General features: G+C 55.6%; 21 protein-coding genes. 11 read left to right on the top strand and 10 right to left on the bottom strand.

Annotated elements, in window-relative coordinates; all coding sequences use genetic code 11:
* The first annotated feature begins 88 nt into the window (after positions 1-88).
* The 6 genes from ACE3MN_RS12770 to ACE3MN_RS12745 all read left to right on the top strand — a co-directional run bounded on the left by ACE3MN_RS12770 (position 89) and on the right by ACE3MN_RS12745 (position 6,139).
* Positions 89-877: a class I fructose-bisphosphate aldolase gene (locus ACE3MN_RS12770; RefSeq protein ID WP_004136342.1), complete on the top strand. Its 789-nt coding sequence runs from the start codon at positions 89-91 to the stop codon at positions 875-877.
* 16 nt (positions 878-893) lie between these two features.
* Positions 894-1,445, top strand: a complete 552-nt coding sequence (locus ACE3MN_RS12765; RefSeq protein WP_004136340.1) for a glycerol-3-phosphate responsive antiterminator — start codon at positions 894-896, stop codon at positions 1,443-1,445.
* 20 nt (positions 1,446-1,465) lie between these two features.
* Positions 1,466-3,004, top strand: a complete 1,539-nt coding sequence (locus ACE3MN_RS12760; RefSeq protein WP_102649779.1) for an FGGY-family carbohydrate kinase — start codon at positions 1,466-1,468, stop codon at positions 3,002-3,004.
* A gap of 11 nt (positions 3,005-3,015) precedes the next feature.
* Positions 3,016-3,777, top strand: a complete 762-nt coding sequence (locus ACE3MN_RS12755) for an SDR family NAD(P)-dependent oxidoreductase (RefSeq protein ID WP_024358109.1) — start codon at positions 3,016-3,018, stop codon at positions 3,775-3,777.
* A 16-nt stretch (positions 3,778-3,793) separates the two neighbouring features.
* Positions 3,794-4,789, top strand: a complete 996-nt coding sequence (locus ACE3MN_RS12750) for a 2-hydroxyacid dehydrogenase (protein WP_102649778.1) — start codon at positions 3,794-3,796, stop codon at positions 4,787-4,789.
* An 87-nt stretch (positions 4,790-4,876) separates the two neighbouring features.
* Positions 4,877-6,139 (top strand): PTS galactitol transporter subunit IIC, encoded by a 1,263-nt coding sequence (locus ACE3MN_RS12745; protein ID WP_004136334.1) that lies wholly within the window; start codon positions 4,877-4,879, stop codon positions 6,137-6,139.
* A 120-nt stretch (positions 6,140-6,259) separates the two neighbouring features.
* On the opposite strand, the gene ompC is transcribed toward ACE3MN_RS12745, so the two are convergent.
* From ompC to ACE3MN_RS12720, 5 genes are all read right to left on the bottom strand, one after another.
* A complete protein-coding gene (gene ompC, locus ACE3MN_RS12740; RefSeq protein ID WP_004136332.1) occupies positions 6,260-7,345 on the bottom strand; it encodes a porin OmpC in 1,086 nt (361 codons plus the stop codon).
* An 890-nt stretch (positions 7,346-8,235) separates the two neighbouring features.
* A complete protein-coding gene (locus tag ACE3MN_RS12735; RefSeq protein ID WP_102649777.1) occupies positions 8,236-8,760 on the bottom strand; it encodes a hypothetical protein in 525 nt (174 codons plus the stop codon).
* Between the two features lie 427 nt (positions 8,761-9,187).
* Positions 9,188-10,195, bottom strand: coding sequence for an iron ABC transporter permease (locus ACE3MN_RS12730; RefSeq protein WP_024358107.1), 1,008 nt, complete (start codon positions 10,193-10,195; stop codon positions 9,188-9,190).
* The gene (locus ACE3MN_RS12725; RefSeq protein WP_024358106.1) at positions 10,192-11,148 is read right to left on the bottom strand and encodes an ABC transporter substrate-binding protein; all 957 of its coding nucleotides are present in this window, start codon (positions 11,146-11,148) and stop codon (positions 10,192-10,194) included. The genes ACE3MN_RS12730 and ACE3MN_RS12725 overlap by 4 nt, the downstream gene beginning before the upstream one ends.
* 24 nt (positions 11,149-11,172) lie before the next feature.
* Positions 11,173-11,982 (bottom strand): ABC transporter ATP-binding protein, encoded by an 810-nt coding sequence (locus tag ACE3MN_RS12720; protein WP_024358105.1) that lies wholly within the window; start codon positions 11,980-11,982, stop codon positions 11,173-11,175.
* A gap of 288 nt (positions 11,983-12,270) precedes the next feature.
* On the opposite strand from ACE3MN_RS12720, the gene ACE3MN_RS12715 reads away from it, so the two are divergent.
* Positions 12,271-12,600 (top strand): NIPSNAP family protein, encoded by a 330-nt coding sequence (locus tag ACE3MN_RS12715; protein ID WP_004136323.1) that lies wholly within the window; start codon positions 12,271-12,273, stop codon positions 12,598-12,600.
* A gap of 139 nt (positions 12,601-12,739) precedes the next feature.
* On the opposite strand, the gene ACE3MN_RS12710 is transcribed toward ACE3MN_RS12715, so the two are convergent.
* Positions 12,740-13,588 (bottom strand): hypothetical protein, encoded by an 849-nt coding sequence (locus ACE3MN_RS12710; RefSeq protein ID WP_024358104.1) that lies wholly within the window; start codon positions 13,586-13,588, stop codon positions 12,740-12,742.
* 154 nt (positions 13,589-13,742) lie between these two features.
* Here ACE3MN_RS12710 and celB point away from each other — a divergent pair, with 154 nt between their 5' ends.
* From celB to ACE3MN_RS12695, 3 genes are read left to right on the top strand one after another with little or no spacing between them, the layout of a single operon-like run.
* Positions 13,743-15,062 carry a PTS cellobiose transporter subunit IIC gene (gene celB / locus ACE3MN_RS12705; protein WP_004120071.1) on the top strand — a complete coding sequence of 440 codons (1,320 nt, stop codon included), beginning with the start codon at positions 13,743-13,745 and terminating at the stop codon, positions 15,060-15,062.
* A gap of 4 nt (positions 15,063-15,066) precedes the next feature.
* Entirely contained in the window at positions 15,067-16,020 is a 954-nt protein-coding gene (locus tag ACE3MN_RS12700) for a N(4)-(beta-N-acetylglucosaminyl)-L-asparaginase (protein ID WP_102649776.1), read from the top strand.
* A gap of 3 nt (positions 16,021-16,023) precedes the next feature.
* Positions 16,024-17,481 carry a M17 family metallopeptidase gene (locus tag ACE3MN_RS12695; protein WP_024358103.1) on the top strand — a complete coding sequence of 486 codons (1,458 nt, stop codon included), beginning with the start codon at positions 16,024-16,026 and terminating at the stop codon, positions 17,479-17,481.
* A 217-nt stretch (positions 17,482-17,698) separates the two neighbouring features.
* Here the strand turns inward: ACE3MN_RS12695 and ACE3MN_RS12690 are convergent, their stop codons facing one another.
* Complete coding sequence (locus tag ACE3MN_RS12690; RefSeq protein ID WP_004120066.1) at positions 17,699-18,898, bottom strand: MFS transporter; 1,200 nt, start codon at positions 18,896-18,898, stop codon at positions 17,699-17,701.
* Positions 18,899-19,006: 108 nt separating this feature from the next.
* On the opposite strand from ACE3MN_RS12690, the gene ACE3MN_RS12685 reads away from it, so the two are divergent.
* A complete protein-coding gene (locus tag ACE3MN_RS12685; RefSeq protein ID WP_004134130.1) occupies positions 19,007-19,963 on the top strand; it encodes an AraC family transcriptional regulator in 957 nt (318 codons plus the stop codon).
* Here ACE3MN_RS12685 and ACE3MN_RS12680 read toward each other — a convergent pair.
* From ACE3MN_RS12680 to ACE3MN_RS12670, 3 genes are read right to left on the bottom strand one after another with little or no spacing between them, the layout of a single operon-like run.
* The gene (locus tag ACE3MN_RS12680) at positions 19,960-20,748 is read right to left on the bottom strand and encodes a pyrroline-5-carboxylate reductase family protein (protein ID WP_024358102.1); all 789 of its coding nucleotides are present in this window, start codon (positions 20,746-20,748) and stop codon (positions 19,960-19,962) included. The two genes, ACE3MN_RS12685 and ACE3MN_RS12680, sit on opposite strands and share 4 nt — an antisense overlap.
* Before the next feature lie 12 nt (positions 20,749-20,760).
* Positions 20,761-21,516: a VOC family protein gene (locus ACE3MN_RS12675; protein ID WP_102649775.1), complete on the bottom strand. Its 756-nt coding sequence runs from the start codon at positions 21,514-21,516 to the stop codon at positions 20,761-20,763.
* Positions 21,513-22,043: an L-2-amino-thiazoline-4-carboxylic acid hydrolase gene (locus ACE3MN_RS12670; protein ID WP_049086282.1), complete on the bottom strand. Its 531-nt coding sequence runs from the start codon at positions 22,041-22,043 to the stop codon at positions 21,513-21,515. The genes ACE3MN_RS12675 and ACE3MN_RS12670 overlap by 4 nt, the downstream gene beginning before the upstream one ends.
* Between the last annotated feature and the right edge of the window lie 2 nt (positions 22,044-22,045).

Here is a 22,045-nt window from a genome sequence, read left to right as displayed (position 1 = left end):
ATTATCAAAAGGGTAAGTGAATCGAAGGCCCTCAGAGACGAAAGTTTCTGAGGGCCTTTTTGTTTTTTTCTCTCACAGGAGTTAATCAATGTCTAAAGAACGTCGTCTCTCCCGAATTTTCGCAAAAGATGGTAAATCAGTCACGCTGGCGCTGGATGGCTACTATTTTTCCAGCAACACAAATGGTATTGATAATACGATAAAGCAGCTCCCGGTACTGGTCGAAAATGGCCTGGATTGCGCGCTGGTGACCTGGGGTATGTTGAAAAATTTTCGCGAAATTTTCAACAGCGTTCCCGTTGTATTACGCGTCGATAGCACAGTGAGTATTTTTGATAATACCGTTCCCGATACCACCCCTGTTTTTTCTATCGAAGATGCGCTGAAAGTGGCTGCTGATGGCGTGGTGTGCATGACCTTCCCCGGCGCGTTCAATGAAGAGAAAACGCATATCATGGCCATGCAGCTGGCGCAGGCGGCCGATCGCTGGAGCATGCCGCTGATAGTGGAATCTCTGCCCTATGGCTATCCCGTCACCAGCGACGACTCCAATAATCCGGCTATCATCGCCGCCTCGGCCCGCGTCGCCGTTGAGCTCGGCGCGGATGTCATTAAAACCCGCTTTACCGGTACCGAAGACGATAGACTCATCGTCGAAGCCGCCGGAGTGCCGGTGCTAGCGCTCGGCGGCCCTAAAACCGGCATCGACGGCTATTTTAAATTTGTTCATCACTGTATGCAGGTGGGAGCAAAAGGCGTGGCGGTGGGTCGCAATATTACGCAGGACCCACGGCCAGAAAAAGTAGTAGCAGGTCTGAATGCCATCATCCATGAAAATGCCACAGCGGAAGATGCTTACAGCCTCTACATGGTTTAAACATACGGGTATTAATATGCACTTAAATAACACCATCATTCCTTCCGTCAGAAAATATAAACATTTTGAGCAGGCGCTGTCTTGTTCATCAGAATACGTACTGTTATCCGAAGCGAATATCGGCAACTTACAGTCGCTGATTGGTAAATGTCATCAAAGCGGCAAAAAAGTACTTATTCACCTGGAGCTATTGGGCGGTTTTAAACCCGACCAGGCGGGGATTAGTCTGCTCAAAAATTACTACAAGGTTGATGGTGTTATTTCTTCCAATCTCTCGGCCCTACGCCATGCAAAAAAAGAGGGATTGTTAACTATCTTTCGGGTACTGCTGATCGACTCACGTTCGCTGGATCAGTCCATCGATATTGTTAAGCATAACCCGCCGGATGCCATTGAGATCTTACCTGCTGAATATGCCTGCCAGTGTCTGGAATTGATTAGCCGGAATTTAAAAGGCTTTGACGTGATATTCATCGCCGGAGGCTTTGTTAAGCGGAAATACCTTGTAGATAAAATATTCCATGCCGGATTTAAAGGAATTACCAGCAGCGAACCCGGATTATGGTAACTCATAAGGAGTCCACGCGAATGAAAGAACACTATGTCATGGGCATTGATAATGGCGGAACCGTTACAAAAGCGGCGATTTACGATCGAAGCGGCAACGTGGTCGCTATCGCGTCGCAGTCAACGCAAATGCTGACGCCAAAAGAATTTCATACCGAGCGCGATATCAACGAACTCTGGGCGGCTAACGTTGAAGTCATTAAAAAAGCCATCGCGCAGTCGGGTATCGACGCCAGCCAAATCAAAGGCGTGGCGGTAACCGGCCACGGCAACGGGCTGTATATGGTGGATGAAACCGGTGCCCCGGTGCGCAACGGAATTATCTCCACCGACAGCCGGGCTAAGGCCTGGGTTGAAAAGTGGTACCGCGAGCCGACGTTCGTTAGCGATATTTTGCCCAAAACCATGCAGTCCATCTGGGCCGGGCAGCCCGTCGCCCTCCTCGCCTGGCTAAAAGAGTACGAGCCGGAAACGCTGAACAAAGCGCGCTACATTTTCATGGTCAAAGATCTGATTCGTTTTTACCTGACCGGTGAAGCCTTTCTCGAACTTACCGATATCTCAGGAACCAACCTGATTAACGTTCGCGACCGCGACTATGACGCCTCGCTGCTGGCCTGGTGGGGGCTCGGCGATCTGCGCGACAAGCTTCCGCCGATTAAACGCTCCACCGATTGCTGCGGCTACATAACCGACGAGGTGGCGCAGCTGACCGGTTTGTGCGCCGGGACGCCGGTTTCCGGCGGCGTTTTTGATATCTCGGCTTCTTCCGTGGCTTCCGGGATCAATACGTTGGATAAGCTGGCTATTATTACCGGGACCTGGAGCATTAACGAATACGTGACCGACCATCCGGTTATTGACCAGGATCTGTTTATGACCTCGATCTATCCGATTGAGGGTAAATGGCTAATCACCGAGGCCAGCCCCACTTCCGCCAGCAATCTGGAGTGGTTTATCAATAACTTTATGGAGGGCGATCGCGCGGCCGCTTCCGCGCAAGGTATGTCCGTCTACGATCTGTGCAATGAGCTGGTTTCCACAACGACGCCCGTTGAGAGCCACCTGCTGTTCTTTCCGTTTGTCTTCGGCTCTAACACCATCCCGGATGCTTCTGCGGGGTTTATCGGCCTGAATAGTTTCCATAAAAAAGCGCATTTTCTGCGCGCTATCTATGAAGGCGTCGCCTTCAGCCACCTTTATCACACCGAACGTTTACGCAACATCAACCCACAGTTAAGCCGCACCATTCGGATTGCAGGCGGCGTCACCCACTCTCCGGTTTGGTTACAGGTATTTGCCGACATTTTTCAGTCCACGCTGGAAATTGTCGACGTGAAAGAGCACGGCACGCTCGGCACCGCGATGACCGCGGCGGTGATGGTTGGCTGGTTTGATGACGTTTTCGACGCCTCAAATGCAATGGTGCGCGTCTCGCGAACCGTCACGCCGAACCCCGACAACAACAAGGTCTATCAGGATAAGTATCAGCTCTACAAAAATCTGTTAGCGGAAATGCAGTCTCCGTGGAAAAGCTGCAGCAACTACATCACGCATTAAGCGAGGAAAGTATGGATCTGAATTTACACCACCGCACGGCTATCGTTACCGGAGGCGCTACGGGCCTCGGCAAAGAGTTTGTCCTTTCCCTCGCCAGAGAAGGAGTCAATATCTGCTTCACCTATATGCATGAAGACGAGCACCCTGAACTGCTGGTCGAAACGGTGAAAAGCACTACCAACGTCGAGATCGTTGCGGTGAAAACCGATCTTTCCGACGAGCAAAGCCGTGAGAATCTGTTCGCCACCTGTATCGACCGCCTGGGAAATGCCGATATTCTGGTCAATAACGCCGGGATCTGGCTGAGCGGCTACGTTACTGAAATTACCCCACAGGACTGGGATAAGGTGATGAACATCAACCTGAAGGCGGTATTCCACCTGAGCCAGCTGTTTGTAAACCACTGCCTGGCGAAAGATCGGGCCGGCAGCATTCTGAATATCACCTCTCAGGCGGCCTTTCACGGTTCGACCACCGGTCATGCTCATTACGCGGCCAGTAAAGCGGGCCTGGTGGCATTCGCCATTTCGCTGGCGCGCGAAGTGGCGAAACAGAAAATCAATGTCAACAACATCGCCGTCGGCATTATGGATACCGCGATGATCCGTAAAAACATTGAACAGAATCCTGACTATTACGTCAGCCGTATTCCGGTAGGCCGGGTGGCCCAGCCGCACGAAATTGCCGATATCGGCGTCTTCATGGTCTCTCCGAAAACCAGCTATATGACGGGAGCGACTCTGGATGTCACCGGCGGTATGTTGATGCGTTAACTTATGGAGAATGTCTATGAAATGTCTGGCAATTGCCGATCTTTTTATCAATGCAGCGATGATGGACGCGGGTCTGAACGCGCTGAAAGATAAAGGTATTGCAGTGGAAGTGCGCGAGTGGTCGCACGAGTCGATTGAAAAACTGCAGGAGGATAATTTGCTGGTGGAACAGCAAGGTTCAGAGGCGCTGGCGCTGCCTGTCGCCCTGCTTCAGGGCGCTGAGGAGACGGAGATCCTGATAGTCCAGTTCGCCCCGGTTAACGCGGCGGTATTCGACAAGCTGCCAAAGCTTAAATACGTCGGCGTGCTGCGCGGCGGCATTGAAAACGTTAATCAGGCGGAGGCCAAAGCGCGCGGGATTGAAGTGATGAACACGCCGGGGCGTAATGCCCGCAGCGTGGCTGAGTTTACCGTCGGCATGATTCTGGCGGAGATGCGCAACATCGCCCGCTCGCACGATGCGCTGCGCGATAAGTTCTGGCGCAAAGAGAGCCCTAACCACCGGGCCATTCCTGAACTGGGCGGCAAAGTGGTAGGTCTGGTCGGGCTGGGGCATATCGCTCAGCTGGTGGCTGGCTTCCTGCGCGGTTTTGGCAGCGAGATTATCTTTTACGATAAGTACGTCGCTGGCCATGACAGCTATGAAAAGGTGGATTCTCTTGATGAGCTGGTTCGACGTGCGGATGTGATTTCGCTGCACGCCCGCATGACGGCGGAAACCGAAAACCTGATCAACGCGCATCATTTCGACTTGATGAAGGAGAGCGCCATTATCGTCAACACGGCTCGCTCCGGCCTCATTAACGAAGCCGATCTGATTGCCGCGCTTCGGGCGGGTAAAATCATGGGCGCCGCCCTCGACACTTTTGATGATGAACCCCTGCCGGACGATAGCGCGTTTTATTCGCTGAATAACGTCACGATAACGCCGCATATCGCCGGCAGTACTATTGATGCCTTCAGCAATTCGCCGAAGCTTTTTTCTGAGATCTTGCTGAAAAAAATCGGTTAACGATTAAAAGAGCCAGTTACGCTTTTATCGGGCCCATTGGGCACGGGTTCGCTCGCGCCCAATTCGGCCGCCTTTTAAGGAAATATTATGGATATTATCAACAGCATTATTAGTCTGGGGGCATCAGTAATGATGCCAGTAATATTCTTTATTATCGCACTGTGCTTTGGCGTAAAAGTGGGCACCGCATTTAAAGCCGGGATGCTGGTGGGGATCGGTTTTGAAGGGGTGGGTCTGGTGATCGGTCTGCTGTTGACCAACCTTGGCCCGGCGTCGCAGGCCATGGTCGAGCGTATCGGTTTGCACCTGACGGTGGTGGATACCGGCTGGCCGACCGCCTCGACTATCGGCTGGGGTTCGCCGCTGATGCTGCCGGTGGTGGTGGGGTTTATCGTTATCAATATCGCCATGCTGCTGCTGAAATTAACCAAAACGGTAAATATTGATATATTTAACTACTGGATTTTCCTGATTATGGGTTCGGTGGTGTATGCCGGAACCGGTAACTACTGGCTCTCCGTCGGTATCACCTTCGGTATATTTATCTTAACCCTGCTGGCGGCGGATTTAACCGCTCCCTATTTACAAAAAAACTATAATCTCCAGGGGATTTCGTTTCCCCATCTTACCTGTATAACCTACGTCCCCTTTGGGATTGCCTGTAACTACATTATTGATAAGATCCCGCTGATCAATAAAATTAATTTCGACCCGGAAAGTATTAATAAAAAATTCGGCGTCTTTGGTGAACCGCTGACTCTGGGCTTCGTGCTGGGGCTGCTGCTGGCCTTCCTTGCGGGATACGACGTTTCCGCTGCGGTCTCGCTGGCGATTAAAGTTTCCGCCGCCATGCTGCTGCTGCCGAAAATGATCGAAATTTTGGTTCAGGGCCTGCTGATCGTGCGCGACGCCGCCGAAGCGAAGCTGAAGGCTAAGTTTCCTGACCGCGACTTCTATATCGGCATGGATACCGCGCTGCTTATAGGCGAACCCTCGGTGCTGGCGACCGGACTGCTGTTGATCCCCATGGCGGTGGTGCTGGCGATTATTCTTCCAGGCAACCGCGTGCTGCCGTTTGTCGATCTGGCCTCACTGATGTTCCTGCTGGCAATGGTGACGCCCTTCTGCAAGCGCAACATGTTTCGCATGTTCATTACCGGCACCCTGGTGGTCAGTTGTATTTTGTACGTTGGGACGGATATTTCGCACGAGTATACCCAGGCCGCAGTCAACTCTCATATTCCGGTACCGGAAGGCATGTCTGAAATTACCAATATCGTTGGCGGAGCAACCACGCCGGTTGGCTGGCTGGCGCTAAAATTCGGCGAGTTTTTCAGTACCGCGCCATAAATCGCCCTTCTCACTCTACCCGGCGCGGGAAACGGCGTCGGGCTTTTTTCGCCCCGTCCGTCATTAAAAATGCCTGCCAGGAGGGTAAGCTGGCAGGCATGGCACAATGGACGTCTGTGCTTAGAACTGGTAGGTCATACCCACGGCAACGATGTTGTCGGTACTGATTTTGGCATCGTTGGTGAATTTCGTCTCATCCAGCAGGTTGATTTTGTAGTCCACATAGGTAGACATGTTTTTATTGAAGTAGTAAGTCGCGCCGACATCAAGGTATTCAACCAGATCCTGGTCGCCGTAGCGGCCCAGATCTTTGCCTTTCGATTTCAGGTAGGCGATGGACGGACGCAGACCAAAATCGAACTGATACTGGGCCACGACTTCAAAGTTCTGCGCGGTATTGGCGATATAGCCGCTACCGAACTTCGTCATATTGCGGGTTTCAGCATAGGTGGTCGCCAGGTAGAGGTTGTTGGCGTCATACTTCAGACCGGCCGCCCATACTTCCGCTTTCTCGCCGCGGGCGTATGCGTTCGGATTGTCGCGACCCGCTTTAACCTGCGCATCGGTACGATCGGACGCCGCGTAGGCTGCACCTGCGGCAAAACCTTCGTACTCATAGGTAGAGGCCAGACCCCAGCCATCGCCATGCTGTTTCGCCAAATCGCGACCGTTGCCCTCTTCTTTACCCTGATACTGTACGGCGATATTCAGACCATCAACCAGCCCGAAGAAACCGTTGTTACGGTAGGTAGCAACGCCGGTGGTACGCGCGGTGGCGAAGACGTCAGTTTGCGTCCAGGTATCGCCGCCGAACTCCGGCAGCATATCGGTCCAGGCGCCGATGTCATAGGCGACACCATAGTTACGCCCGTAGTCCAGTGAACCATATTCGCCGAACTTCAGGCCAGCGAAGGCGAGACGCGTTTTGTCGCCGGAATTGTCGCCTTCAACGTTATTGGCGCTGAAGTTATATTCCCACTGGCCGTAGCCGGTCAGCTGGTCATTGATCTGCGTTTCACCTTTGAAGCCCAGACGCGCATAGGTCTGATCGCCATCTTCAGACTTATCGCTGGAGAAGTAATGCAGGCCGGTCACTTTCCCGTAGAGGTCGAGTTTGTTTCCGTCCTTGTTATACACCTCTGCTGCCTGCACGGTTCCTGCAGCAAGAAGTGTAGAGACGGCCACTGTAAGTAATTTTAATTTCATATTATTTCGTCCCTAACTATTAATAAAATATCAAATCTCAGATGCCTTCTGAGCGAACCTATTATGCGATAATTCGCAAAGAGACTTAAAATTAAAAGTTCCTGGTTTTTATGCCAATGCCGATAATTGTGACGGCGTCAGGGGTTGTTAATTGACCTTGATCAATTAATCTTACCGCTGACCTGTAATTATTCTGAATAAGATCCGTTGCAACCGGTTAAACCAGAAGATTTAACTAAAGGAGGCGATTTTCTATAAGTAAATTCTAATGATAAGATAAATTTAAGATTGTATTTTGTTAAATGACAGCAAAATCATATAGTTATAATTTTAATATCAATGCGAACATTCTCATCCATAAACAGATTCATTCTCCATAACTTCCTTTATAAGGTATATTCAGACTTTTCTTCTTAAAATAAAACCTGGTGTTATGGGTACCCTCTACGTTATTTTGATTTCTTGACAAAACTCATGGAAATTATAGCACTGCGGTTTAAGGTTTGTTTAATCTTTTTGTGAAAGGGATAGTCACGACAGTTTTTTCAAGGGATGGGGAAGTGATGAATAAATATAGTTCTGGAAGAGTCCAAAGGATTATGCCTATCGGAACGCGATGGAGGCGAATATGTTAAGGCCGATGACGGCGGGACGAAGGCTGGGCGGGAGTCGCCAGCCGACATCGCCAGAGAGGTGAAAAGACGGCTAAACGGCTGAGTTTGATTCAAACCATCGGTCAGATAAGCAAATGAAGCCCTGGAGAGTGGTTATCCCTCTTCACCGGTTCCGGGTAATGATATGAGACACGTTGGCTCAACGTGTCCATCCTGAAAAGCGCCGCAGGCGGAAAAATAAAATGAAAGTGCACAGATAACGGTAACGTGCGGCAATTACTCCGGCATGAATTTATCGATCAGCGAAAAAGCGTGTAAATAATTAGACAGCGCCAGTAGCGCATGAAATGAATGAAAGCCAAACTTTTCAATTATTTTTCTTTTATTGCAGCTATAAGCCTTCGGTGAAATGCCGAGCAGTTCCGGATAATCCTTTGCCAGCACGTTAAACTTCATTACAAAAATATACTGAAACTCTCGCTCTGTTAAAGTGATATCTTCCCCCACCGGGATCCCGTCAGTTACCCTGTCGATGATATTGGCGATATGCGCGGTGCGCCTCTTATTTATCAAACAAACAATATTATCTTCGACCTTAAAGCAAACAAAATTCTTTTTCATTTCAAAGCTGTTAATCAGAAAATGAAACTGCGCGCGCCTGCTGGTTGGGTACCTTGTTAAGCACAAATCGACCAGATTCGCCTGCTTCGCCTGCTTCGCCTGCTTCGCCGCTTTTACGTCATTTATTTTCAGCCGCATGGCTTTTTTAAAAAAATGATTGTGGCTGACAATCGTCACCATTCCTTTCCCTCACGAAAGCCGAATAATCCTTATAAAAAGGCGAAAATACGCGCCATGGGGATATACCCATGAGTGAAGTGGGTGAATTATAAGTTTGTTTAATATTTATTGTCCAGACGCGCGCTTTTCAGAAAAATCCCGCAATAACCGCGCTGATTAATTTTGCGTCACCCCGCGCAGGGCGATCCAATCAATCATTATTTTAAGAATTTTCTCATTAGACATCGGAATAAGCGCAATAAGCAGAATAATACACTGATATTTTATGTAAATTCGATTGATTAAATCAAATAAATATATTTATCGAAATATTATTCCACATTAACAAGACTACCCGCGAAGGAACGTAAAGCGTTTATTCATTTTACCAATGTTTATTTGCCATTCGTTTAAGTCTGCGCCGGGTGATGACCCGGCGCGAAGAAGTTTACGCCCGGTTTCTGGCAAGCAGGATAATGATAAACAATCCGCCGATTCCGGCCGTAATGATCCCAATCGGCAGCTCCTGCGGGGCCAACAGCGTCCTGCTGACAATGTCGCCGCCGCACAGGAGCACGGCCCCCCACAGGCCGCATAAAGGAAGCAGCAACAGATGTTTGACGCCGGAAAAGTAGCGGCACATATGCGGCACCATCAGGCCGATAAAACCAATCACTCCGGTTAAAGCCACCAGCAGCGAGGTGGCCAGCGCGCAGCAGAAAAAAACCTCCATTCTCAGGCGGCCAACGTTAATACCCAGCGACTGCGCGGTCTGCTCGCCGGCCAGTAAGCCATCCAGCGAGCGCCAGCGTAACAGTACGAACGCGCCGAGAAACAGCAGACTGAATACGGCATACGGTAAATTATCCCAGCGCGCCAGACCAAGCCCTCCCAACGACCAGAACAGTACCGAACTGGCGGCCCGCTGATCGCCGGAGAAAATCAGATAGCTGGTCAGCGCGCCGAATAAAAAGGAGATCGCCAACCCGCAAATCACTAAGTGTTCGGCGCCGCGCTGCTTTTTAAAATGAAACAGCAGCATCACCGCCACCGCCGAGCAGAGTCCGCCAACGAATGCCGATACCGGCAGCGTCAGCGCGCCAAGCCGCTCGCCGAATCGGGTAATCACCAGCACCGCGCCCGCCGATGCGCCGGAGGAGAGACCAAATAAAAAAGGATCGGCCAGATCGTTGCGCGTGGTGGTCTGTAAAAGGCCGCCCACGATGGCCAACACGGCGCCCGCCAGCACCGAGAGCAGCGTTCTCGGCACGCGTAAATCAATGACAATACGCCCGATCATCTCCGATACCGGCACATCCAGCAGCCGCAAGGCTCCAAGAACCTGGGCCAGCGATAACGGTACGCTCCCTTTGGCAACGCTGAGCAGCATCAAACCGGCTAACAGCGGCAGCGCGCCCCACATTGCCCAGCAGTAACGAAATTGAGTGCCCCTCATTGGTTAGCCGCTGGATACAGCGCATGAGCCAGCTTTTCCGCCGCGTTGATATTCGCCGGGCCGGGCGTCAATTCAGCATACTGCAGCTTCAGGTAGCGCTGCTGCTTCACCGCCGGTGTCTGCTTCATTAACGGATGATTTTCGAGGAAACGGCGCAGCGAATCAGCGCCGCTGCCGGTCTGATAATCGAGAAGAATAATAAAGTCAGGCTCCGCCGTCGCCACGCTCTCCCAGGAGGTGGTTCCCCAGCTCATCTCCAGGCCGTCCATCACGTTTTTCCCACCGGCCGCTTCAATAATCGCGGTCGGCATGGCGTACCGTCCGCTGGTAAAGGGCTTATCTTCGCCAGAGTCATAGACAAACACTTTCAATGGCTGTACGCCCCGCGGCGGCTTAGGCAACGCGTTCAGCGCTTTCTTCCAGCCGTCAACCAGCGTCTGGGCCTCATGCCGCTTGCCAAAAATTTTGCCCAGCGTCAGCTCATCGTTGTACAGCAGGTCCATACTCGCTTTACGTTTATGCTCCGCGGTAAAGACGCAGCTCTCGCTCAGCACAAAGGTTTTGATGCCGTATTTATCGAGCACGGAAGGCGTGACCTCGCCGCCGACCTTCATGCCGTAATTCCAGCCTGCGAAAAAGAAATCAGGATTCACCGCCAGCAGCGTTTCCAGAGAGGGATATTTTGGCGCCAGCTCGGGAATGGCTCCCATCTGGTGTTTAAATTCCGGGGTCATTTTGTACCACCCGGTAATGCCGGTTAAGCCCACGATGCGGTCCTGCAACCCGAGAGCAAAAGCCATTTCAGACATATTCAGGTCGTGTATAACCGCCCTTTTCGGCGCCTGGGTGAAGGTCACCGGCGTTCCGCAGCTCTCAATAGTGACGGGGAAATCAGCCGCGCTCGCCGCTGAAATGGAAAGAACCGCCATCATGCCTGCAAACCCTTTTTTCATGCTTCGTTATCCTTCAATAATGTATTACGCATAGCCCGGAACCTCGAAAATCCGCAGCGCTTTCCCCGTTTCGGGATGCGGTACGGTAAAGCTGGTCAAGCCAAAGACCGGGTAAAGCCGTTCTGAAACCAGTACGCGCTCCGGCACGTCCCAGGCCAGGGCGCGCCCTTGCGATAAAAGCAAAACCCGGTCGGCAAAGGACTCAATCAGGGAAAGATCGTGCAGTACCGCAACGACCGTGATCCCCAGGCTTTTCACTAATGCCAGCAGTTCCACCCTGGCCTGCGGATCGAGGTGGTTGGTCGGTTCATCCAGCAGCACCAGTTTTGGCGACTGGGCCAGCACCCGCGCCAGCGCCGCCCGCTGTCGCTCGCCGCCGGATAACGCGGAGAGCGAGCGCGTGCGCAGCTTCTGCAATCCCGTATCGTTAATCGCCCGGGTTACGATGCTTTCATGTTCGCGCCGTGACATATCCCGGGCGTGGGGAATACGTCCAAGAGCGACATAATCCTCAAGCGCCAGACGCATATCAGGGGCGTCGTTCTGCGCCAGTACCGCTATCTGCCGGGCCCGCTGCTGCCGGGTTAATGCGGAGACGGAGCGGCCATATAAGCGAATGTCGCCCTCCCGCACCGTCAGTTCATGATCTATCGCGCGCAATAAAGAGGTTTTTCCGCTGCCGTTCGGGCCAATGACCGCCAGGCACTCCCCTTTACCGGCACTAAAATGAATGTCGGCGAGAATGTCCCCGCCGCCGGGACGCGGCAACGATGCGATACTGACGCTAAGCACCGGGACATTGGTCGTACCACCCTTTGTCAAACTCTCCTCCATTAGCCGTTCTCCCTTGCTCTTAAGCGCGGATTAGCGAAACGCACTCTCTTGTTCATTTTCACCTCAGAAAATAGATGATAATCATTATCATTTAAAAAGAAAGGTGAATAGTCACATATTTTATAATGCTTTAATTGTTATATTATAACATAACAATTATTAACGATGATTTGCAACTGCTCTTCGGGGCTGGCCAAAGCCAAGCGCCGAAACATGGGGAGTTGTGCTCAGCACGGCGCTGTGGTGTATTGCTGCAACCTTCAACGGATTTGCACAGGAAATGTCAGGATGAAAACGGTAGAGTTTTTGCTTTATACCCTTAAACCGGGTTCCGGGAACGATTTTCACCGGCTAATGAAAGAACAAAGCGCGCCCTGCCACCGTGCAGCCGGCATGGATATCGTCGCCTTCGGCAACTCAGTCGAGGACAACGACGCTTATTATCTGATACGGGCCTATGACGACCTGACGCATTTAAATACCTCGCAGGAGCGCTTCTATCGTAGCCCGGCGTGGCGCGAAGGCCCGCGACAGGCCATCATCGATAAAATCAGCGTCAGCGTAAAAACGGTGATGGAGCTGAGCGACAGCGCGATTGATGGCCTGCGAAACGGCTGACCCGCGCGGGCAACAACGGCTGAGCCGGCGGCGGTTCGTTTTTTCTGGCGCAGACATTCATGGGTTGCAGGCGTTGCCCGCTGGCGGCCGACGCCTTACCGGGCCTACGATGAGTCAGTGTAACCCGGCAAAAATGCGGCTACTGCGCGTCCCCCTGACTCCGCCATGAGTTGTGATTCAGCGACGCAAGAAAGCCCTGCGGCGTGTTGTTGCCGAGCTTTTTTTGCGTCCGTCCCTGGTTCCACAGCGCGCACAGCCGCTGCAGCGTCGCATCCGGTTCGTCCAGCGCCGGAATAACGTCGGCTAATCGCTCGCTAAGCTGCACCGCCCCGCTCTCCGCCATCGCCACCGTTGCGCACGACAGATCCGCGCGCGCGGGCTGAAAGCCGGCATGAGCATAAATCTCAAGACATTGTATCCGCGCCGGACAGGCGTCCAGCGCCTGGCTCAGCCAGCTATCGACCAGCGCGGGCGAGATCCCCGAATAGATGCGGCCAAAGCACCAGCCGCTGATCGGCTCCTGCGCCCAGAGCAGATGATGTTCACCACCGTCGTCCATCGACAGCGCCAGCTGGCGGTAGTGCAGCGTCAGGGTATCGGCGCGCATCCCTGCCTTTAACGCTTTCTTTCCCTGCGGCGCGGCGCTTTTCCGCCCCTCATGGGCCGGGCGCAGATAGCGGTTCAGGGTGGCCCGAGAGATGGCGATGCCCAGCCCCTCATTCACCATAAACAGCAGCTCATCCAGCGGCGCGCGCAGCGCATCGCGCAGGGCATTTATCAGGTTCTCCTGCTCTTGTCTCAATACTTTGTGTATCAAATGCGGCGTGGTGTGGTTATCGGAAATCTGGCTGCGGTTGCGCCAGCGGCGCACCGTAGTAATAGAAATCCCCAGTTCCTGCGCCAGTTCGCGGTCGCTTTTGGTCGATTCCTGAAGATATTTGCGCGTTCTTGGCGTGGTGGTTGCGTTGGCGTGCAGCTTAATTTCCATACGATCCTCGACAGAAAATATAACCAATCATATGAGATATATATTATTGTAGAGAACACAATGTGAACCGCTTCACCTTTAAGCCCACCGCTTTCTCTCATAATCCGCCATAGATAACACACTCATCCCCTGTCGATCTTGTACGGAGTTCACAATGAACAATGTTCTGGGATTTCTTGAAGCCAAACTGATGCCGCTGGCGGCGAAAACCGCCCAACAGCGTCACCTCGGCGCTATTCGCGGCGCCTATGTTTCATTTATGCCTTTTATTATTGTCGGTTCTATTCTGCTGGTGATCTCGTCGTTCCCCAACCAGAGCTATCAGCAGTTTATGGCCAGCACCTTCGGCGCCAGCTGGAGCGCGATTATCGAAATTCCGTTCAACGCGGTCTTTTCGACGATGTCGCTGTTTATCAGCTTCCTGGTGGCCTATCGTCTGGCGGAGCATTACGGCGATGACCGCATCTCCTGCGGCATCCTTTCGCTGGTGGGGTTTCTGATCCTCACGCCATTTATTAAAGTCGCTGAAAACGGCGGCATCACGGTGATCCCCGTGGAATGGATCGGCACCAAAGGATTATTCGTCGCCATGATCGGTTCGCTGCTGTGGACCGAACTGTTCTGCTGGCTTAAGCGCAAGAAGCTGGTGATTAAGATGCCGGACGGGGTGCCGCCCGCGGTACAGGAGTCGTTCGCCGCGCTGATCCCGGCGCTGCTGGTAATGATTCTGATCCTGGCGATTCGTATCGGGTTTGAGCACACCCACTACGCCACCATCCACCAGTTTATTTATGAAGTCGTCGCCTCGCCGGTACGCCATTACGGTACCTCCTACTTCGGCGCGCTGATGACCGTTTTCAGCATTACCATTCTATGGTCGGTCGGCATCAACTCCGGTTCGATGATTAACGGCATTATTCGTCCGCTGTGGATGGAAAATCAGACCGATAACATCGCGGCTATTCAGGCTGGCGTCACTCCGCCGCACATTATTACCGAGCAGTTCTTCGACATGATCTGGATGGGGGGCGCGGGCGCAACGCTGTCGCTGGTCATTGCGATGCTGATTTTCGCCCGCAGCAAAAATATGCGCGAAGTCGCCCGCCTCGGCGCCGGCGCCTCCATTTTTAATATCAATGAGCCTATCCTCTTTGGCCTGCCGGTGATCATGAACCCGATCATGCTGATCCCGTTTAACCTCGTGCCGCTGGTGCTGGTCACCGTGCAGTACGCAGCGATGAAAATCGGCGCAGTGGCCGTCACCACCGGGGTCTTTATCCCCTGGACGCTGCCGCCGGTGATCAGCGGTTTTATCGTCACCGGGCATCTTAGCGGCAGCGTGATGCAGATCCTTAATTTGCTGATTGGCGCCATGCTGTACCTGCCCTTCATGCGCATCGTCGATAAGCAGTATCGCGCCGCGGAAATCACCGCCCGAGCCGAAACGGACAACACGCTTGCTAAACAGGAGTAAACCAATGTGGGGAATGATTGCCACCTGGCGAATGGCGCTGGAAGGCGTAACCGAAGCCGCGACGGCGCTGGCCTCCGGCGCTGACACCGCCAGCGCCGTGGTCAATGCGGTGGCGGCGGTAGAAGATTTTCCGCTGTACAAATCGGTAGGCTACGGCGGTTTGCCGACGGAAAACGGCGAGGTCGAACTGGATGCCGCCTTTATGGATGGCGATACCCTGGCCTTCGGCGCGGTCGGCAACCTGGTGGATATCGCCAACCCGGTGAAAGTCGCCCACGCCCTCAGCCGCCAGCGCTATAACAGCCTGCTGGTTGGCCAGGGCGCCCGAGAGTGGTCCATAAGCCAGGGCTTCGCCGCCAAATCAATGCTGACCGAGCGGGCCATGCAGCACTACCGCAAACGCTGCCGCGAAACGCTGGATAAAGGCCTCAGCCCCTACGACGGCCACGATACCGTGGGCATTATCGGTCTCGACAAACAGGGTTCCATGAGCGTCGCCACCTCCACCAGCGGCCTGTTTATGAAAAAACGCGGGCGGCTGGGCGATTCGCCGATTATCGGCTCAGGCTTCTACTGCGATAGCGAGACCGGCGCCGCCACGGCCACCGGCGTCGGTGAAGATCTGATGAAGGGTTGCGCCAGCTACGAAATCGTCCGGCGCATGGCCCAGGGAATGACGCCGCAACAGGCGGCGGACTCGGTAGTCTACGAGTTGGAAGACAAACTGATGTCGCGCTTTGGCCGCGCGGGCGACCTTTCGGTGGTGTGCATGAACCGCCGCGGCGAATTCGGCGCCGCCACCAATATCAAAACCTTCTCCTTTGTCGTCGCCAGCGCGACCCAGCCGCTCACCGTGTTTTGCGCCGAGCGCGTGCAGGAGAAAACCCACTACCGTCCGGTGGACGACGAATGGATGCAGGCCTACGCCGCACGTATTCGCGCCCCCATCGAGGAGTAAGTCATGCTGGATTACCGCTTTATCAACCGACTGGATAGCGCCTGCCATGGCGCGCATCTGGTGACCTGGCCCGGCAGCACGCTGTTAACCCAGGCCCCCCTCAACTCAAGTCCCCTGCTCGCGGAAATGGTGGCACAGGCCGCCCGCGGCGAGGTGGCGGATACCCGCTTCGGCTGCTCCCCCTTCGCGCGCATCACCCTTATTCCGCGGCCGCTGTGGCAGGATGCGCTGAACGACGGCCTGGCCGAGGCGCTGCGGCCGCTATGCAAAAAGCCGCTGAGCGAAGCGCTTATCCTCGACTGTTCGCTAGAACAGAGCAACGGCACGCTAACCAAAGCGCTGCGCGAACTGTTTAACCTCGACTGGCAGCTTGATGACTTAGGCCTGCATCAGGTGAAAGCCGTCAGGCCACGCCTGCGCCAGCTCGCCCTCTACGCCCTGCCTGAACAGCGGCCGACGCTGGAAACCCTTGTGCGTCAACAGCAGGCGATCGCGCACGGCATGATTGCCGCACGACGGCTGGCGGATCTGCCTTCGGAGCAGTGTACCCCGCAGTACGTGGTGGACGAGGCCCGGCGTCTGTGCATCGATATCCCTGTTCTGCGCTGCGAAGTACTCGATGAAAACGCGATTGTTGAACAGGGGCTCGGCCTGCTGCATGCGGTGGGGAAAGGGTCCGCGCGTCCGCCGCGCCTGCTGGCGATACATTATGATGGCGGCGGCGATGGCCCGGTTCGCTGCTACGTCGGTAAAGGCGTCACCTTTGATACCGGCGGGCTGTGGCTGAAGGAAGGCGCCGGGATGTACACCATGAAGTACGATATGTGCGGCGCGGCCAACGTCCTCGGCCTGATGCTGAGCATCGCCGAGCTGGCGCTACCGGTGCGAGCGATGGGCGTTCTGGCGCTGGCGGAAAACGCGATTGGTCCCGACGCTATGCAACCGGGCAGCGTCGCCCGGGCCTGTAACGGTCTGACGGTAGAGATCAATAACACCGACGCCGAAGGTCGGTTGGTGCTTTCCGACGCCATTGCCTGGGCCAGCCAGCGGCATCCGCAGGCGCGCTATATTATCGATATGGCAACCCTGACCGGCGCGGTGGTTAAAGCGCTGGGTTACGATTTAAGCGGTTTGATGACGCAAAACGAAACGCTGCGGGCGGCGTTGACCCAGGCAGGGATGAAGAGCGGAGACGAAGTCTGGTCGCTGCCGCTGGATAGCAGGCTGAAGAAACAGACCGAAAGCGCCATTGCCGACCTGTGCAACACGCCGGGCAATAATGCGGCGATCAGCGCTTCCGCGGCCTGGCTTTTACAGCATTTCTGCCCACCGGAGATCCCCTGGGCCCATCTCGACGTCAGCGGCACGGCGCTGTGGCGCGAAGGCGGCAAAAGCGTTGCTTCCGGCCGGCCGATTCCGCTGCTGATTCAGCATCTGCTCGACGATATCGGCGAGATTTAATGTCTCCCCGGAGGCGATGTTCGCGCACTATCCCGGGTTGCGGCGAAAACGCCTTACCCGGGCTACGGATTACCCGCAATCTGCGGTCCTGTAGCCCGGGCAGGCGCTCTGCGCCGCCCCCGGGGGAAGAGCGCGGAGTAGCAGAATTTCCCGGAGGCGGTGCTCGCGCACCTATCCGGGCTACAAAATCAGCAGGATCCGTAGCCCGGGAAATGCCCTACTCCTCGCTCACAACCGGTTTGACTCTTACCGCAAACAGCACAATCACCATGGCGCTGACCAGCAGCACGCCGCTGCCGACAAAAACGCCGCTCGCGCCGTTGAGATCGAACACCGCCCCACCGCCAGCCGCACCGGCGCTAATCGCCAGCTGAATAGATGCCACCAGCAGGCCGCCGGCGCTTTCCGCTTCATCCGGCACCGTGGTGGCAAGCCAGGTCGACCAGCCCACCGGCACCAGGCCAAAAGCAAAGCCCCACATCGCTACCAGCAGACCATCCAGCAGCGCCACGTGGCCGAACGCCACCATCATCAGCGCCAGCACGCTCATTGCCAGCGGCACCAGCGCCAGCGTCAAGCGCAGGCTTCGGGCTAACAGATGTCCGGCAATCGAGGTTCCGATAAAGTTCGCTACCCCAAAACCGAGCAGGATCAGGGAGACCCCTTCGACGCTGGCCTGAGCCACGGTTTCAAGGAACGGGCGCAGATAGGTAAAGAAAGCAAAATGGCCGCTGAAAATCAGGATGGTCGCCAGCATCCCGCCAATCATACCGGGACGGCGCAGTACCTTAAACAGCGTAGCGAAGCTGCCGGCGCTCTCCGGACGCATGGAGGGCAGAACCCACAGCTGCCAGAGCAGCGCAACCACGCTCGGCAGCGCACAAATAAGAAACACGTTGCGCCAGCCGATCAGCGCGCCGAAATAGCTGCCTAGCGGCGCGGCAACCACCGTCGCGATTGAAACGGCGGAAAAAATAATCGCCAGCGCTTTCGGCACCATCGCCGCCGGGACCAGGCGCATGGTGGTCGCGGTCGACATCGACCAGAAGCCGCCGATGGCGATCCCCAGCAGCAGACGCCCCAGCAGCAAAAACTCCAGCGAACCGGCGAAGGCCACCATCATGCTGGAGATAATCTGCAAAACCGAGAAGAACATCAGCACCCAGCGGCGGTCAATATTTCGCGTCGCGGTAGTGATCAGTAGCCCGGTCACTAACGCCACCAGCGCCGTCGCGGTCACCGCCTGCCCCGCCATACCTTCGCTAACGCCCAGGCTGGCCGCCATCGGCGTTAACAAACTGGCAGGAAGAAACTCGGCGACAATCAGGCCAAACACCCCCAGCGCCAGCGCATAGACGGCGCGCCACGCGGGCCTGGCGTTAGCCTGGCTCTCTTCAGCTGCAATGCAGGAACTCATAAACATCTCTCCAGAACAATTAACATTTCGTTAAGGTTAAGCGCTTCTGTTCGGACGATCTATGATGCATACTCCTTGATTATTGATAATTCGTCCGGGAATGATGTGATGACTCAGCACGCCCTCGATCTCACCAGCGAACTCTTGCGCGGCATGCGCCTGTCCGGCGTCAACTACCGGCGCATCGAAACTTCCCGCCCGTTCGGCGTCGAGTTCGGCTTCGTGCCCGGTAAAGCGCAGTTCCACTTTATCAGCCGGGGGCCGGTACTGCTGCGCATGGTCAGCGGCAAGCGCCTGATGCTGCAGAGCGGCGATGCGCTGTTTATTCCCAACGGCGATGGCCACGTGCTGCTCTCCGACGACCAGGCGGCGGTGGTGAATGTGTCCAGGCTGCCCAGCGAACCGGTCTGCGACTCGGTAAGCTGCGTCAAAAACGCGTGCGACGACGCGAAAAACGACAGCGCCATTATCTTTAGCGCCTGTATGGACTTTGAGCTGGGCGGCATGCAGCCGCTGGTCAAAGCGATGCCCGAAGTGATGATGGTCAGCAGCCTGCTGACCAGCCGCCCGGAGATCCCGCCGATGCTGGCGGCGATGGAACGCGAAAGCCTCACTCGGCAGGCGGGCTACGCCGGTATACTGGCGCGGCTGGCCGATGTGGTCGCCGCGCTGATTGTCCGCGGCTGGGTGGAGTGTGGCTGCGGCAACGCCACCGGCTGGGTGCAGGTGCTGCGCGACCCTAAGCTGGCCAAGGCCATTTACGTGATGCATCAGCAGCCCGGCATTAACTGGAAAGTCGAGGATCTGGCCCGCGAGGCGGGGATCTCGCGTTCGGTATTTGCTGAACGTTTCCTCTCCGCCACCGGCACCACGCCCGCCCGCTATCTGACCGAGCTACGTATGCGCCTCGCGGTGCAGTACATTTCCCATGAGGGTCAGGCGCTGGAAAAAGTGGCCTTCCGGCTGGGCTACAGTTCCCATGCCGCCTTCAGCCGCGCCTTTAAACGCATTATCGGAAAAGCACCGGGCGCGCTGCGCGAGCCGGCGCGGGAGCAAGAGGCTTAGCGCTGTCCCAGTTCACGGGTTCGCCTGACCGCCGCCAGTACGCTACGCTGAAGCCCGGCGGCAAAATCGCTGTTATTCAGCTCGTACAGACCGTGGATCCCGACTCCCGCCGGGGAATTATTGATATCCAACAGCTGGCGCGGATGCTTCTGGCTTTGGCGCAGCATCTCGACCGCGCCGAGCAGATTTTCCAGCACCACCTCCGTTGCCTGGGGTCGCGATAGCCCCGCCAGCACGCCGGCGTCGGTAAAGGACTCGATAAAATAGTAGATATAGTTGGGGCCCGCGACAGCAAAGCCGGTAAAGATGTCGATCAGCCGTTCAGGCAGATACAGTACCTTGCCAAAGCCGCGCAGAAACGGTTCGATTTCCGCCGCGCTGGCGTGAGCGTTTAAGGTCACGCCGCTATAGCCAAATCCGGTATCGGTCAGGGTATTGGGGATCGCTCTGGCAATCGGCGTGGCCTCGCCAAACAAGGAGGCCAGCTTTTCCAGGGTCACTCCCGCGATCAGAGAAACCACCGTCGTCAAACCGTTAAGCTGCGCGCGCACGCGGTTCGCCACCCCCGCCAGATCGTCCTGCGGACGGATCCCCAGCACCAGCAAAGAGGCCTCGTTTACGCCGCCGTCGCCCGACAACCGATAATGGGCGTACAGATGCTCGGCTCGCGCGCTGTCGATATCCTCCAGCGAGATCGCGTCCGCCCGCAGTGCGCCGTTGCTTAATGACGCGCGAATAATCGCCTCCGCCATCTGTCCGGCGCCGATAAAATGGATCTTTGCCATCGTTCCTGCTCCTTATTCAAAGAGATATTCGCCGTTGCCAACGCGAAAGCGCCGGCCTTTAAGCGCCGGGTCGGCAACGCGAAACACCAGTTCAGTCAGCTGGTTCGCCGCGCCGTGGCGGAAGATAAACTCACGGCCGCCCACCTCCAGCCCGAGTTCGCCTTGCGGGGTAAAACCAAACAGCCGCTGCCAGCGGTCGCGTACCGCCCGGGGATTGTGAACCGCAAAAACCGCGCGCTGCAGCTCTATCTCCCCCAGCGGATGCGGCGCAGCGAGACCCTGGGCCTGCAGGCGGATCAACCGGGCGTCATCCTCTTCGCCCCATTGCAGAACGAACGGATAGACCAGGCCATCAGAGTCGCCGTCAATGGTGAAGATCCGCCAGCTGATAACGTTGCCCTGCGGATCGTTGCGCTGGCCGTTGACGATCGGCGAAACCCGCAGGCCCTGTTGATGTAGCTCCGCATGCGTGCGCGCAATATCGTCGCTACGCAGCGCCACCCGATACAGCGCTTCATTTTCCGGCAGCAGCCGTGAGGCATCCCGAGAGAGTAAAAACGTCTCTGCGGCGCAGAGCAGCTCTGCGCCATCGGCAATCGCCAGAAATTCGATATAGGTCAGGCCGAAATAGCTCAGCGCATTCCGGGTCCCCCAGCCCGGATGGCGCCCCCCGGCCACCGCGTTGAGCTTTTGCCCGCTCAGCGCCTCTATCGCCGCTTCAGGCTGATTAACAAACTGGACCGCGTGGTCCCACGTTAAGGTTGTCATTCTCCCTCCCGCTCCTCTGCCTGATAAAAACGCAGCCGACAGGCGGCATCGCCGCGGGCCAGCGCGGTCTGCACCTCTAAATGCAGCCCCGGAAACGCGTCGGTTAATGCATGATCGCCTTCCATGCAGATATCGCACAGCGTCGCAATGTCGCTGGCGCCTCGCCCCTGCTGCTGCCAGCAGTTGACATAAGGACAGTAGTGAAACAGCACGATAAACTCGGCCCGGCCGATGCTGACGGGTTCCATCTCATAAACCTGAGATTCCAGACCGCGGGTAAACAGCCCGGCAAACGCCTGCAAATCCCGTTCATCCTCCATTTGCGCGCGGATCTTATGCCCGAGATCGCGGCCATAATGACGTATTGCCTCGCGGGCAAAATCATCGGCGATCTGGCGCTGGCGGCTTTCGTCCAACAGATAACCGATGGTTGCCGCGCGTTTTTCAGTAATGGCGCGCAACGCCAGGGTCACCTCATCGTTTAAGGTGGCGGCGTTATGCGCCGTTTCGGAACTTATTGGCGTCATGC

This window comes from Klebsiella grimontii (genome assembly GCF_042137965.1).
GTDB classification, from domain to species: domain Bacteria; phylum Pseudomonadota; class Gammaproteobacteria; order Enterobacterales; family Enterobacteriaceae; genus Klebsiella; species Klebsiella grimontii.
The sequence above is the reverse complement of the archived record's forward strand: the minus strand, read 5'-3'. Positions and strand labels throughout refer to the sequence as shown.

Coding starts and splice junctions, on each gene's coding strand:
- ACE3MN_RS12770 (WP_004136342.1), top strand. CDS start 89: ATGTCTAAAGAACGTCGTCTCTCCCGAATTTTCGCAAAAGATGGTAAA.
- ACE3MN_RS12765 (WP_004136340.1), top strand. CDS start 894: ATGCACTTAAATAACACCATCATTCCTTCCGTCAGAAAATATAAACAT.
- ACE3MN_RS12760 (WP_102649779.1), top strand. CDS start 1,466: ATGAAAGAACACTATGTCATGGGCATTGATAATGGCGGAACCGTTACA.
- ACE3MN_RS12755 (WP_024358109.1), top strand. CDS start 3,016: ATGGATCTGAATTTACACCACCGCACGGCTATCGTTACCGGAGGCGCT.
- ACE3MN_RS12750 (WP_102649778.1), top strand. CDS start 3,794: ATGAAATGTCTGGCAATTGCCGATCTTTTTATCAATGCAGCGATGATG.
- ACE3MN_RS12745 (WP_004136334.1), top strand. CDS start 4,877: ATGGATATTATCAACAGCATTATTAGTCTGGGGGCATCAGTAATGATG.
- ompC (WP_004136332.1), bottom strand. CDS start 7,345: ATGAAATTAAAATTACTTACAGTGGCCGTCTCTACACTTCTTGCTGCA.
- ACE3MN_RS12735 (WP_102649777.1), bottom strand. CDS start 8,760: ATGGTGACGATTGTCAGCCACAATCATTTTTTTAAAAAAGCCATGCGG.
- ACE3MN_RS12730 (WP_024358107.1), bottom strand. CDS start 10,195: ATGAGGGGCACTCAATTTCGTTACTGCTGGGCAATGTGGGGCGCGCTG.
- ACE3MN_RS12725 (WP_024358106.1), bottom strand. CDS start 11,148: ATGAAAAAAGGGTTTGCAGGCATGATGGCGGTTCTTTCCATTTCAGCG.
- ACE3MN_RS12720 (WP_024358105.1), bottom strand. CDS start 11,982: ATGGAGGAGAGTTTGACAAAGGGTGGTACGACCAATGTCCCGGTGCTT.
- ACE3MN_RS12715 (WP_004136323.1), top strand. CDS start 12,271: ATGAAAACGGTAGAGTTTTTGCTTTATACCCTTAAACCGGGTTCCGGG.
- ACE3MN_RS12710 (WP_024358104.1), bottom strand. CDS start 13,588: ATGGAAATTAAGCTGCACGCCAACGCAACCACCACGCCAAGAACGCGC.
- celB (WP_004120071.1), top strand. CDS start 13,743: ATGAACAATGTTCTGGGATTTCTTGAAGCCAAACTGATGCCGCTGGCG.
- ACE3MN_RS12700 (WP_102649776.1), top strand. CDS start 15,067: ATGTGGGGAATGATTGCCACCTGGCGAATGGCGCTGGAAGGCGTAACC.
- ACE3MN_RS12695 (WP_024358103.1), top strand. CDS start 16,024: ATGCTGGATTACCGCTTTATCAACCGACTGGATAGCGCCTGCCATGGC.
- ACE3MN_RS12690 (WP_004120066.1), bottom strand. CDS start 18,898: ATGAGTTCCTGCATTGCAGCTGAAGAGAGCCAGGCTAACGCCAGGCCC.
- ACE3MN_RS12685 (WP_004134130.1), top strand. CDS start 19,007: ATGACTCAGCACGCCCTCGATCTCACCAGCGAACTCTTGCGCGGCATG.
- ACE3MN_RS12680 (WP_024358102.1), bottom strand. CDS start 20,748: ATGGCAAAGATCCATTTTATCGGCGCCGGACAGATGGCGGAGGCGATT.
- ACE3MN_RS12675 (WP_102649775.1), bottom strand. CDS start 21,516: ATGACAACCTTAACGTGGGACCACGCGGTCCAGTTTGTTAATCAGCCT.
- ACE3MN_RS12670 (WP_049086282.1), bottom strand. CDS start 22,043: ATGACGCCAATAAGTTCCGAAACGGCGCATAACGCCGCCACCTTAAAC.